The organism is Defluviimonas salinarum, from assembly GCF_026013545.1.
Lineage (GTDB): Bacteria > Pseudomonadota > Alphaproteobacteria > Rhodobacterales > Rhodobacteraceae > Albidovulum > Albidovulum salinarum.
In genome coordinates this window covers 38,506-50,663 of the sequence record NZ_JAPDOG010000023.1, presented here as the reverse complement: position 1 = coordinate 50,663, position 12,158 = coordinate 38,506, and the positions used below count along the sequence as shown (strand labels likewise).

The following is a 12,158-nucleotide window of genomic DNA, read 5'->3' as shown; positions in this document are numbered from 1 at the left end:
CTTTGGCCAGCCCGGAGGCGACGCTCAGATGCCGCCCACCGCCGTTTGGCCGCCGAAATAGCGCGCGGCGGTCAGGAACCCCGCCATCCGCGCCGCCGCGACCCAGTCGCGCTCCAGCGCCGTCTCTCCGATTACCACCACGGCGCCGGCCGGTTGACCGCCCTCCGCCAGGAGGGTGCGGAGCGCCGCGCGGGTCTCCGACCAAGTCTGGGCGAGGCCCGGCGCGCGGGCCGCCGCCCCGATCGCGACGCCCTGCCCCGCAAGCCCTTCGCGCACGAGGCCCGGATCGAGCGGCGGCTGCGCCGCGAGAAGCCGCGACACGCCGCCGAGCGCGGCGAGCTTCGCGGCATCCGCCGGGGCCATCCGGTCGCCTTCCCGGATCAGGCGGAGCGCATTCGTCGAGAAGAGAAAAGCCACGATATCGTGGCCCGAAGTGGCACGAAAACCGGCATAGGTCCGGTAATCGAGCCCAAGCTCGGCGGCGCGTCTCACGCGGAGCCGCACGATCTCTACCGGCAGCGTCGGCAACAGCGCGGACCGCGCCGCGCTCCAGCAATGCCGGCGCCAGCTTGCTCCGGGCTCAAGCGTCGGACCGCCGTTGTGGCCGGGATAATTCATCTGCAACCGCCATTGATGCCGTTCGGTCAGGCTTGCATCCGCCGGCCGCTCTGGCAAGCCGCGCGCGCCGCGCCCCGCTGACCCAGACCCGGATTGCCCGATTAACCGGCACGCGCCCCTCCGTCCGGTCGAAAACGCAGCAGGCCCGGAACGGCTTTCAGCGTGCCGACCAGTCCCGGAGGCGCGCGACGTAGCGCGCGAGCGTGTCGATCTCGAGATTGATCCTGTCGCCGACCTTGGCCCGCCCCCAGGTGGTGACCTCCTTGGTATGCGGGATGATGTTGACGCCAAACTCGGCGCCGTCGACCTCGTTCACCGTCAGCGAGGTGCCGTTCAGCGCCACCGAGCCCTTCGGCGCGATGAAGCCCGCCAGCGCCTCGAGGGCGCGGAAGGTGAAGCGCGTCGAATCGCCCTCAACCTTCATCGCGACGATCTCGGCGACGCCGTCGACATGGCCCGAGACGATGTGGCCGCCAAGCTCGTCGCCCACTTTCAGCGCACGTTCGAGGTTGATCCGGTGGCCAACGGTCCACGCGCCGATATTGGTCTTGGCGACGCTCTCGGCCGAGATGTCGACGTCGAACCAGCCGCGCGGTTCTTCGCCGGTGGCGACGACGGTCAGACAACAGCCGTCGCAGGCGATCGAGGCGCCGATGTCGATCCCGTCTACGCGGTAGGCGGTGGCGATCCGGGCGCGCAGGTCGCCCTTCTTTTCCAGCGCGACGACCTCGCCGATATCGGTGACGATCCCTGTGAACATCGGAGCTCTCCCTTTGCCCCCTGCCTAGCGCCGCGCCGGTCGCGCCGCAAGGGCCGGGCGCGGCCCCATAGGTGCAGCGGGAATGTCGCGGCTCCGCCATAGTCTCGCCGCGACGCCCTGCCAGAAGCGGAAAGGCCGTGACAGGCGACCCATTCCGGGGCAGACAGGCCGTCAGGATCACAACGGAGCAGGCTTGCAATCAACGCCGTTACATGGGGACAGGACGCGACGGTTCCTGATGCTTCAGGGACCGCACGGGCCGTTCTTCCGCCGTTTGGGCGACATGCTCCGTGCCGCCGGCGCGGAGGTCTGGCGCGTCGGCTTCAACAAGGGCGACGAGGTCTTCTGGGGCCGGAAGGGCTACATCCCCTTCACCGGCCGGGCCGAGGGTTGGCCGGCGACCTGCGCCAGCCTCCTCGACGATCTTTCGATCACCGACATCGTGCTCTATGGCGACGGCCGCCCGGTCCATGCCGCCGCCGTCGCCGCGGCGCGTGAGCGCGGCCTTACCGTCCATGTCTTCGAGGAGGGCTACCTGCGGCCCTACTGGGCGACCTACGAGCGCGGCGGATCAAACGGCAATTCGCGACTGATGGCGATGTCGGTGGCCGACATGCGCACGGCGCTCGCGCGCTCCGACATGGAGCTGCCGAAGGCGCCGGCCCATTGGGGCGACATGCGCGAGCATATCTTCTACGGCGCGCTCTACCATTTCATGGTGCTCGCGCTCAATCGCCGCTACCGCGGCTTCCGGCCCCATCGCGGCATCACGGTCGCGGCCGAGTTCCGTCTGCATCTGAAACGCCTCCTCGCCATGCCCTGGCACCGGCTCCAGCGCCGGATCGCCACCTGGCGGATCCGCTCCGGTGGCTTTCCTTATCATCTTGTGCTGATGCAGCTCGAACATGACGCGAGCTTCCGCGAACACTCCGACTTCGCCTCGATGACCGAGTTCCTGACGCTCTGTCTCGACTCCTTCGCGACCGGGGCGCCGCGTCATCACCATATCGTCTTCAAGGCCCATCCGCTCGAGGACGAGCGCGCCGCGGTGGGCCGCACGATTCGCGACACCGCGCGCCGGCTCGGCATTTCCGGGCGCGTGCATTTCGTCCGCGGCGGAAAGCTCGCCCAGCTCCTCGATGCGGCGCGGAGCGCTGTGACCGTGAACTCGACCGCCGCGCAGCAGGTGCTGTGGCGCGGCCTGCCGCTCAAGGCTTTCGGGCGGGCGGTCTACAACCAGCCGGAGTTCGTCTCCGCCCAGCCGCTGACCGCGTTCTTCGCCGAACCGCAGCGCCCCGATGGGCGCGCCTATCGCGACTACCGGCATTATCTGCTCGAAACCTCGCAGGTGCCCGGCGGCTTTTACTCCTCGCGCAGCCGGCGCCGCCTGCTCAGGCAGGTCGTCGACATGATGCTTGCCGCCGACGACCCCTATGACGCGCTGGTCTCCGGCACGGCGGCGCCCCGACAACAGTTGGTAGCCGTCGAATAGTTGCACTGGCCTTCACCGCTCCGGTTGGCTAGGTTCTCGCGCATTCTTCAGACTCATCCCCGCAAGAGGAGCCCCGAGCAGTGAATTTCGTCGCAGCCCGTTGGGCCAGATCCGTGACCCTTGTCGTTGCAGTGGCGAGTCTCGCCGGTTGCGGCCTCCCGCGCTCCGGCCCGACCAGGGGCGAACTGCTCGAAACCGATGCCACACCGGGCGACAACGCCGTCGTCGTGCCAGTCGACAGGCGGATCGCGCGGGCCGCTTCCATGACGCCGGCGCTCGGCTTTTCGAAGGATTTCCAGTCGGCGGGCATCGTCGGATCCGACGACATCCGCCCCGGCGATGTGCTCGGCCTCTCGGTCTGGGAGAACGTGGACAACGGCCTTCTCGTCAGCCAGGGCATGAACTCGACCGCGCTCACCGAAGTGCAGGTCGACGGCGACGGCTTCATCTTCGTGCCCTATGCCGGCCGCGTCCGGGCCGCCGGAAACACGCCCGAAGCTCTGCGCCAGCTCATCACCGGCAAGCTCGACCCCCAGACGCCGGACCCGCAGGTAACCGTTTCCCGAATCGCGGGCGACGGCGCCACCGTCACGGTGCTGGGCAAGATCGGCGGCCAGGGCGTCTATCCGCTCGAACGGCCGACCCGGACGCTGTCGGCTATGCTCGCCAAGGCCGGCGGCGTGGTGATCGAGCCGGAGGTCGCGCAGGTCGTCGTCACCCGCGGCGGCCAGACCGGCCGGGTCTGGCTCAAGGATCTCTACTCCAATCCCCGCATGGACATCGCGCTCCGCCCCGGCGACGTGATCCTGGTGGAAAAGGACCAGCGCAGCTTCACCGCCATCGGCGCGACCGGCGCGCAGAGCCGCGTCCAGTTCGAGACCCAGTCGCTCTCGGCGGTGGAAGCGCTTGCCCAGGTTGGCGGTCTTTCCACGAATTTCGCCGATGCGACCGGCGTCTTCGTACTGCGCGACGAAACGCCGGCGGTGGCGAACGCGGTGCTCGGCCGCGCCGACATCGCCGAGCCGCAACGCATCATCTATGTTCTTGACCTGACCAAGCCGAACGGCCTGTTCAACGCCCGCGACTTCATGATCCGCGACGACGACACGGTCTATGTGACCGAGGCGCCCTATGTGCAGTGGACCAAGACCTTCGCGGCCGTGAACGGCAGCCTGTCTCCGGTCAACTCGATCGCCTCGCTCACCGGGAACTGATGATCGCTCAACCTGCAGACCCAGCCGCCGGAGCGCAGGCCCGGCGGCTGTTCGTCTTTTCCGGCGGCTTCCTGACCCAGCCGCGGATCCGCCGGATCCTGACGCTCGCGGGCTACGACATCCGGATCGGCAAACCGCGCGCGGAGAGCGACCTGATCGGCGTCTGGGGCAAGAGCCCGACCGCGCCGCGCGGCGAGGCGGTCGCGGATTGGACTGGAACTCCGGTCGTGCGGATCGAGGACGCCTTCCTGCGCTCGATCCGGCCCGGACGCGAGGGCGGCGAACCGCCGCTCGGCCTCCTGATCGACCCCAGGGGGGTGCATTTCGACAGCTCGGCACCGTCGCAAATCGAACATATCCTCGCGACCGACCCTCTCGACGACGGCGCCGTTCTCCAGCGCGCGCGCGACGGGATCGAGCGGCTGAAGGCGCTCCACTTGTCGAAATACAACAATTTCGACCCCGCGCTGCCGGTTCCGGAACCGGGCTATGTCCTTGTCCTCGACCAGACCCGGGGCGACGCCTCGATCGAGCATGGCGGCGCGAATGCCGCGAGCTTCCGCGAGATGCTGGTCTTCGCCCAGGAGGAACATCCCGGCGCCCGCGTCGTCATCAAGACCCATCCCGAGACCGCCGCCGGCCGCCGCCCCGGCCATTACACCGAAGGCCATGCCCACGGCCGGATCTCGGTCCTGTCCGATCCGGTCTCGCCCTGGGCGCTGATGGAGGGCGCCATCGCGGTCTACACGGTCTCCTCGCAGCTTGGCTTCGAGGCGATCATGGCCGGACACCGGCCACGGGTCTTCGGTCAGCCCTTCTATGCCGGCTGGGGTCTGACCGAGGACGAGAACCCGGTCGCGCGACGCGAGCGCCGGCTGACCCGGGCCCAACTCTTCGCCGCGGCGATGGTTCTCGCCCCGACCTGGTACGATCCCTGCCGCGACCGGCTCTGCAGCTTCGAGGAGGCGGTCGACCATCTCGAGGCGGGGGTGCGGGCTTTCCGCGAGGATCGCAACGGCCATGTCGCGGTCGGCATGCGGCTCTGGAAGCGCCGGCATCTGCAATCCGCCTTCGGGCGCGAGCGGCGGCTGGTCTTCGAGGACGATCCCGGCCGGGCCACGGCGCGGGCGAAAGCGGAAGGCCGCGGGCTCCTGGTCTGGGCCGGCAAGGAAAACGACAGGTTCCAGGAACTGGCGGGAGATCATGCGCTTGTCCGCGTCGAGGACGGTTTCCTGCGCTCGCGCGGACTCGGCGCCGAACTGGTCCCGCCCCTGTCGCTGGTCGCCGACCGGAGCGGGATCTACTACGACCCCTCGCGCGAGAGCGACCTCGAGAAGCTGATCGCGGACGGCCCGCCGGCCGGCGGCGAGATGCGGGCGGAACGGCTGGTAGCCCGGCTCGTCGCCGCGCGCCTGACCAAGTACAACCTCGCTGCAGCGCCATTGCCGGACCTGCCCGAGGGGCACCGCATTCTGGTGCCGGGCCAGGTCGAGGACGACGCCTCGATCCGGCTCGGCGCCGGACGGGAGCGCACCAATATCGCCCTGCTTTCCCGCGTCCGGTCGGAGAATCCGGAGGCGGTGATCCTTTACAAACCCCATCCCGATGTCGAGGCCGGGCTGCGCGCGGGCGCGGTGTCGAAGGCAGAGGCCGAGGCGCTCGGGCTTGCCGACATTGTGCTGTCAGGGGCCGATCCCGTCAGCCTGATCGACGCGGTCGACGAAGTCTGGACGATCACTTCGCTTTTGGGATTCGAAGCACTCATCCGCGGCCGCAGAGTCACCTGCCTCGGCATGCCCTTCTATGCCGGTTGGGGGCTGACTCGTGATCTCTTCGAGGTGCCAGCCCGCCGCACCGCCCGGCCGAGCCTCGCGGACCTCGCCCATGCGGCGCTGATCGCCTATCCGCGCTATGTCGATCCCGTCTCGGGCCTGCCCTGCCCGCCCGAGGTGATCGCCGAGCGTCTCGCGGCGAACGACATCCCGCTGCCGGGGCCGGCGAACCGGATCCTCTCGAAGCTCCAGGGGCTCTTCGCGAGCCAGTCTTGGCTCTGGCGGTGACCGGCCGAGAATGGCGGGCGGTGGATGCCTTCGGTAGGGATATTTCGGGCAAGATGAAGGGGATCAGTCCCTGGACCAAAGGCTGAGAAGGTCCGGGCCGTGTGCCGAGGTCGAGACGAGGCGCAGGCGCGGCGCGGAGGCAAGCCGGGCGAGGCCGAGCCCGCCGATCGCGGCGCGGCCGTCGGCGCCGAACGCGAGGCCGGCGGAGAAGAGCGCGAGCTCGTCCACGAGATCGGCCTTGAGGAGCGCCGCGGCGAGCTGGCCGCCGCCTTCGCAGAAGACGCGCGTGAGGCCCGTCAGTCCGAGTGCGGCGAGCATCACCGCCGGATCGAGCCCGTCGGGCGTCTCGGCGCATTCGATGAGCCGGGCGCCGACAGATGCCCAATGTGCGCGCCGCGCCTCGGGGGCGACGGGGCCGTGCAGCAACCAGAGCGGCACCTCGCGCGCGGTGCGGGCGAGATTGCCGTCCGCGGGCAGGTCGAGGGTGCGGGCGGCGACGATGCGGACCGGCTGATGCGTCACGCCGAGGCCACGCACGGTAAGCGTCGGATCGTCGACCCGCGCGGTGCCCGCGCCGACGAGCACCGCGTCGTGGGCCGCGCGCATTGCATGAACCTTCGCCCGCGCCTCGGGGCCGGTGATCCACTGGCTTTCGCCGGACGCCGTGGCGATCCGCCCGTCGAGGCTGGTCGCGAGTTTCAGCGTCACCATCGGACGGCCGAGCCGGACGCGGTTCAGGAAGCCTTTCTGCAGCGCGGCCGCCTCGGCCGCCATCACACCGGTCGTTATGGCGGTCCCCGCCGCCCTCAGCATCGCATGGCCGCGCCCCGCGACGCGGGCGTCCGGATCTTCAAGCGCCGAGACGACGCGCGCGACACCGGCAGCGATCAACGCCTCCACGCAGGGCGGGGTCTTGCCATGATGGGCGCAGGGTTCGAGGCTGACATAGACGGTGGCGCCCCGCGCTGCGGCGCCAGCCTCGGCCAGCGCCACGGTCTCGGCATGTGGCCGACCACCGGGCTGGGTCCAGCCGCGCCCGAGGACGCGGCCTTCCTTGACGATGACGCAGCCCACCGCGGGATTGGGCCAGACCCGGCCAAGCCCGCGCCGGGCGAGGCCGAGGGCATGGGCCATGTGCCGCAGGTCGTCGGCGCTCACTCTTCCGCCGCGCCGGCCGGGCGCAGTTCGGAGACGAACTTGTCGAAATCGTCGGCAGCCTGGAAGTTCTTGTAAACGCTAGCAAAACGCACATAGGCGACGGTGTCGATCCGCGCCAGCGTCTCCATCACGATCTCGCCGATCGTCTTCGACGGGATGTCGGTCTCGCCCATGCTTTCGAGCCGCCGCACGATGCCGGAGATCATCTGGTCGATGCGCTCGGGGTCGATCGGGCGCTTCTGCATCGCGATCCGGATCGAACGCTCAAGCTTGTCGCGGTCGAAATCCTCGCGCTTGCCGGAGGACTTGATCACCACGAGGTCGCGGAGCTGGACCCTCTCGTAGGTGGTGAAGCGCCCGCCGCAGGCCGGGCAGAAGCGGCGGCGGCGGATCGCGACGTGATCTTCGGCAGGCCGTGAATCCTTAACCTGCGTATCGACATTTCCGCAAAACGGACAGCGCATTCCCTTCCCCTCGGCCCAGATCCCTTCTTATCCACAGGTACTATAGGCGTACCTCTAGGATTTGGGTAGGGGGCAATTGGCGCCACCAGATACCGGAAATTGGACCTTTACCGCAAAGAGGCGCAAGCTGTGTCCCTTCCCCGCGCTCAAGCGTGAGAGTCGCAGGGTCAAGGATGGAGGACACAATGACCGTCGCCCGCGTCACCGAAATCTCCGCCACCTCCGACAAGAGCTTCGAGGATGCCGTCAACCAGGGCATCGACCGCGCCTCAAAGACGCTGCGCGGCGTCACCGGCGCCTGGATCAAGGAGCAGAAGGTCACCGTCTCCGGCGGGTCTATCGCCAGCTACCAGGTCAACATGATGGTGAGCTTCGTTCTCGACGACTGAGCTAGCGGCCGAGCCAGGCCACGACCTCGCGCGCATGCGGCGCACGGCGGTGCTCGAAGAGGTAGACGCCCTGCCAGGTACCGAGCGCCGGGCTTCCGGACAGGACCGGGATCGACAGGCTGACCGGCAGGAGCGCGGCCTTGATATGGGCCGGCATGTCGTCCGGCCCCTCGTAGGTGTGCGTCAGGTAGGCCATCGCCGGATGGTCGGAGGGCGGCACCAGCCGGCGGAAGAACTCGGTGAGGTCGCGCCGGACCTCGGGGTCGGCGTTTTCCTGGATCGCGAGCGAGCAGGAGGTGTGGCGCACGAAGAGCGTGAGCAGCCCGTCGCCTTGCCCGGCACAGAAGCCGCGCACGCGGTCGGTGAACTCGTAGAGGCCGGGGCCGCGGGTGGCGATCGTGAAGGTCTCGTGCCGGCTCATCGCGCGGGGCTCGGGCGACGCGCGGGACGAGCGGGGATGCGGGCGGAGCGTCGGGTCATGCCCGCACTATAGCGCCCGTCCCGGGGGTTGCCAGCGCCGTGGCTATGCCCCGGCCGCCGCTGCGTGAGCGATCCGGCGGTAACCGGCCTCACCATGCCAGAACCCGTCCGAAAACGGCACGCCGAGCTCCAGCGCGTCGAGCCGGGCCCCGGCGTCGTCGGGGCCGATCTCGCCATCGGCAAGCAAGCGGAACACCTTGGCCACCGCCACCATGTCCTGCTTCTGCGGCCCGAGCCTCAGCGCCGTCACCCCGAGCGTGACCATGTCGGGCACCGCCCCGGAGAGGTTCACATAACTCCGCGACATGGTCTGGATGCCGTTCACGATCAGGAAGGCCTTGCCGTCCATCGTGTCGAGATCCATGCCGTCAGGATCCTCCTCGCAGACGAACTGGCAGTTGTCCTTGGTCCGGCCATGCGCGCGGGCGTGGTAGCAGCGCGCCGAGAGCGCGAGCGAGGCGCGGCCGAAGACCTGGACCTCCGTCCCGACGCCGAGCGCCTTTGAGCGCGCGGCCAATACGGCGACCGAGGCGCGCGGCAGTTCCGCGGGCAGCGCGAAATGGGTGGCCCCCCTACCTGCGAGGAAGGCCATCGTCTCCTCGTTGTAGACGTTCATGTAGGGCCCGACCCGGTGCGGCCTGCCGCTGAGATGGAGGAGTGCCGCGGCGTTGTTGGCCTCGACCTCGCGCCCGTCCTCGCCGGCGCAGAGCCCCTCGGTCGCCTTCCGCTCCCGCTTCAGCATGATCTCGGCGAGCGAGGAAAAGACAACGCGCTTGCCCGCGCGTTCCAGCCGGTCTGCGATCTCGGGCAGGTCGGCCTCGAAGAACGGCGCGCGTTTCGAGCAGATCACCTCGCCGAGATAGACGGTATCGACCGGCGCCTCGTCGGCGATCCGAGCGTAGAAGTCGCGCCGGGCCTCGGCGGACCAGTGGAAGGGGATCGGCCCCAGCGTCAGTTCCATGTTCACCGCCATGTCTTTGTCTTGAAGGCGCCCTGGGTCTCCTTCTGGCCCTCGGTGAGCGCCAGAAGGTTCGCCAGCTCGGGTTCGCGCCCGGCGCGGATCGCGTCGACCGCGGCACGGAAGGCCGCGACGACCTGGCGCACATAGGCGCGCGACCGCTGGCGGCCCTCGATCTTGAAGGCGTGGACACCGGCCGCCATCAAATCCGGCAGGAGCCGAGAGAGGTTGAGGCTGATCGGCTCCTCGAAGGCGTAGTAGCCGTCGGGCTGGCAGGGGGCGCGGTAGCGGCCCTTGCAGATCGTCGGGTAGCCCGCCGTCTCGTCGGGCGCGAAACGGTCGATGGTGAAGGCGCCGAGCCTCGTCGACATCGAGCCGTCGGCCTCGCGCCGGTACTCGACATCGTTCGCGGGCGAGCAGACGCCGTCCATGTTGGTCGAGAGCCCGGTCGCGTAGTTCGTCAAGGAACAGCGCCCCTCCACCATGAGCCCGTGGTTGCCGAAGATGAAAGTCTCGATCTCGCAGGGGATTTCGGCGGCGAGCGCGCGGATCTCCGGCACGGTCAGGATCCGCGGCAGCACGACGCGCTTGATATCGAAAGCCTCGACATAGTAGCGGATCGCCTCTGGGCTGGAGGCCGCGGCCTGGACCGAGAGGTGCAGGCGCTGGCCGGGATGGGTGCGGCGGATCCAGTCGGCGACGCCCATATCGGCGACGATCATCGCGTCGACACCGTATTTCGCGCCGAGATCGGCCGCCTCCTGCCAGAGGCCGAACTTGCCGGCCGGCGGGAAGGTGTTGAGCGCGAGGAGCACTTTCGCGCCCTTCCGGTGGGCATAGGCGACGCCTTCGGCCATCTCGTCGGGCGTGAAGTTCAGCCCCGGGAAGTTGCGCGCATTGGTGGCGTTCTGAAAGCCGCAATAGACCGCGTCGGCGCCGGCGTCGACGGCGGTGCGCAGAGCGGCCGGCGTCCCGGCGGGACAGACGAGTTCGGCGGTGGTCATGCCCGTGCCTCCTTATGGCGCGCCCGTTCTCCGGCCCGGCGCATCGCCGTCAGCGCCGCTCGGCCCGGCGCGCCGAACATGCCCGCGACCCGCTCGGCGATCGAGCCGTCGATGTCGTCGAGCGCGTTGCGCAAGGAGACCACCGCCTCGGTATTGCCCTCGATCACCAGCGCGCGCGAGAAAAACAGCGCATCGCCGTCGAGATCGGCGTCGATCAGTTCCAGAAGGTCGAGGAACTTGCCCGAGATATGCGCGGCGTGGGGCGGCAGCGCGCGGCGCGACACGGCGCGCAGGATCGGCTGCTCGCGGTCGGGGCGCAGGTGCAGCGCGAAGGGAAGGTTGATGGGGTCGATGATGTAGTCCGCCCCGACCCAGGGGCCGAGGCGGTTGAACATCGACGGGTTCTCGGCTGCGACCCGGCGCACGATCCGCGATAGGATCGGCTGCAGAGGGAACAAAGGCAGCGGAAGCAGGATCATGCGGGCGGGGCGACCGGACTCGGGGGCGTTCATGGGGCCCGGGTATCATGGATGGCGCGGCGCCGACTTGATGTTTGTCAAGTTCGCCGCTCCGGCAATAGTGACCCTGCCCCCGGCGGCTTCATGCTAGGCTGCAGTTTTGGCAAGCCGGAACGGAGCATCAGATGACCCGACTGACCGCACAGGATTTCAGCCCCGAACTTCTCGAGCTTTACGACTTTTACGCACATGGCATGATTACCAAGCGCGAATTCCTTGATCGGGCAGGGAAATACGCCGTCGGCGGCCTCACCGCGGCGGCGCTCCTGTCGATGATGAGCCCGGATTACGCGCTGGCCGAACAGGTCAGCTTCAACGATCCCGAGATCCGGGCCGACTATGTCACCTACCCCTCGCCGAACGGCCACGGCGACGTGCGCGGCTATCTGGTGCGGCCTTCCGCCGCGGAGGGCAAGCTGCCCTCGGTGGTGGTCGTGCACGAGAATCGCGGGCTCAACCCCTATATCGAGGACGTCGCGCGCCGCCTCGCCAAGGCGGGCTACATGGCGCTCGCGCCCGACGGGCTGACCTCGGTCGGCGGCTATCCCGGCAACGACGACGAGGGACGCGCGTTGCAGAAATCCGTGGATGGAACGAAGCTGATGAACGACTTCTTCGCCGCCATCGAGCATCTGATGGCGCACGAGGGCTCGACCGGCAATGTCGGCATCGTCGGCTTCTGCTATGGCGGCGGGGTCTGCAACGCGGCCGCGGTGGCCTATCCCGAACTGAAGGCGGCGGTGCCGTTCTACGGCCGCCAGGTGGCGGCGGAGGACGTGCCGAAGATCAAGGCCGCGCTGATGCTGCACTACGCCGGGCTCGACGAGCGGATCAACGCGGGCTGGCCGGATTACGAGGCGGCGCTGAAGGCGGCCGGGACGGACTACCAGGCGTTCATCTACGAGGGCGTCAACCACGGCTTCCACAACGATTCGACCCCGCGCTACGACCAGGCGGCGGCCGAACTCGCCTGGGAGCGCACGCTCGCCTTCTTCGGGGAAAAACTCGGCTGAAGATGGGCTCGCCCCGCTGACGCGGGGCCT

The 12,158-nt window shown here is 68.9% G+C and carries 13 protein-coding genes; 5 read left to right on the top strand and 8 right to left on the bottom strand.

Features of this window, described 5'->3' with window-relative positions:
* Window positions 1–24: 24 nt before the first annotated feature.
* Window positions 25–618 carry a hypothetical protein gene (locus OM960_RS19445; RefSeq protein ID WP_264773133.1) on the bottom strand — a complete coding sequence of 198 codons (594 nt, stop codon included), beginning with the start codon at window positions 616–618 and terminating at the stop codon, window positions 25–27.
* Window positions 619–775: 157 nt separating this feature from the next.
* The gene (locus OM960_RS19440) at window positions 776–1,378 is read right to left on the bottom strand and encodes a riboflavin synthase (protein WP_264773132.1); all 603 of its coding nucleotides are present in this window, start codon (window positions 1,376–1,378) and stop codon (window positions 776–778) included.
* Window positions 1,379–1,616: 238 nt separating this feature from the next.
* Between OM960_RS19440 and OM960_RS19435 the strand changes: the two genes are divergently transcribed.
* From OM960_RS19435 to OM960_RS19425, 3 genes are all read left to right on the top strand, one after another.
* A complete protein-coding gene (locus OM960_RS19435; RefSeq protein ID WP_264773131.1) occupies window positions 1,617–2,870 on the top strand; it encodes a capsule polysaccharide biogenesis protein in 1,254 nt (417 codons plus the stop codon).
* Between the two features lie 80 nt (window positions 2,871–2,950).
* Window positions 2,951–4,084, top strand: coding sequence for a polysaccharide biosynthesis/export family protein (locus OM960_RS19430; protein WP_411709818.1), 1,134 nt, complete (start codon window positions 2,951–2,953; stop codon window positions 4,082–4,084).
* On the top strand, window positions 4,084–6,144 hold the full coding sequence (locus tag OM960_RS19425) for a capsule polysaccharide biogenesis protein (protein ID WP_264773130.1): 2,061 nt from the start codon (window positions 4,084–4,086) through the stop codon (window positions 6,142–6,144). Before OM960_RS19430 ends, OM960_RS19425 begins: the two co-directional genes overlap by 1 nt.
* 63 nt (window positions 6,145–6,207) lie before the next feature.
* Here OM960_RS19425 and ribD read toward each other — a convergent pair whose 3' ends face one another.
* Entirely contained in the window at window positions 6,208–7,278 is a 1,071-nt protein-coding gene (gene ribD / locus OM960_RS19420; RefSeq protein WP_264773144.1) for a bifunctional diaminohydroxyphosphoribosylaminopyrimidine deaminase/5-amino-6-(5-phosphoribosylamino)uracil reductase RibD, read from the bottom strand.
* A 20-nt stretch (window positions 7,279–7,298) separates the two neighbouring features.
* On the bottom strand, window positions 7,299–7,766 hold the full coding sequence (gene nrdR / locus OM960_RS19415) for a transcriptional regulator NrdR (protein WP_263339780.1): 468 nt from the start codon (window positions 7,764–7,766) through the stop codon (window positions 7,299–7,301).
* Window positions 7,767–7,951: 185 nt separating this feature from the next.
* On the opposite strand from nrdR, the gene OM960_RS19410 reads away from it, so the two are divergent.
* A complete protein-coding gene (locus OM960_RS19410) occupies window positions 7,952–8,155 on the top strand; it encodes a dodecin family protein (protein WP_263339783.1) in 204 nt (67 codons plus the stop codon).
* Window position 8,156: 1 nt separating this feature from the next.
* Here OM960_RS19410 and OM960_RS19405 read toward each other — a convergent pair whose 3' ends face one another.
* The 4 genes from OM960_RS19405 to ubiT all read right to left on the bottom strand — a co-directional run bounded on the left by OM960_RS19405 (window position 8,157) and on the right by ubiT (window position 11,076).
* Window positions 8,157–8,576 (bottom strand): secondary thiamine-phosphate synthase enzyme YjbQ, encoded by a 420-nt coding sequence (locus OM960_RS19405; RefSeq protein WP_263339786.1) that lies wholly within the window; start codon window positions 8,574–8,576, stop codon window positions 8,157–8,159.
* A 102-nt stretch (window positions 8,577–8,678) separates the two neighbouring features.
* Window positions 8,679–9,596, bottom strand: coding sequence for a ubiquinone anaerobic biosynthesis protein UbiV (gene ubiV, locus OM960_RS19400; protein ID WP_264773129.1), 918 nt, complete (start codon window positions 9,594–9,596; stop codon window positions 8,679–8,681).
* A gap of 2 nt (window positions 9,597–9,598) precedes the next feature.
* Window positions 9,599–10,597: a ubiquinone anaerobic biosynthesis protein UbiU gene (ubiU, locus tag OM960_RS19395; RefSeq protein WP_264773128.1), complete on the bottom strand. Its 999-nt coding sequence runs from the start codon at window positions 10,595–10,597 to the stop codon at window positions 9,599–9,601.
* Window positions 10,594–11,076 (bottom strand): ubiquinone anaerobic biosynthesis accessory factor UbiT, encoded by a 483-nt coding sequence (gene ubiT, locus OM960_RS19390; RefSeq protein WP_432759531.1) that lies wholly within the window; start codon window positions 11,074–11,076, stop codon window positions 10,594–10,596. Before ubiT ends, ubiU begins: the two co-directional genes overlap by 4 nt.
* A 164-nt stretch (window positions 11,077–11,240) precedes the next feature.
* On the opposite strand from ubiT, the gene yghX reads away from it, so the two are divergent.
* Window positions 11,241–12,128, top strand: coding sequence for a YghX family hydrolase (gene yghX, locus OM960_RS19385; RefSeq protein ID WP_263339798.1), 888 nt, complete (start codon window positions 11,241–11,243; stop codon window positions 12,126–12,128).
* Window positions 12,129–12,158: the final 30 nt, after the last annotated feature.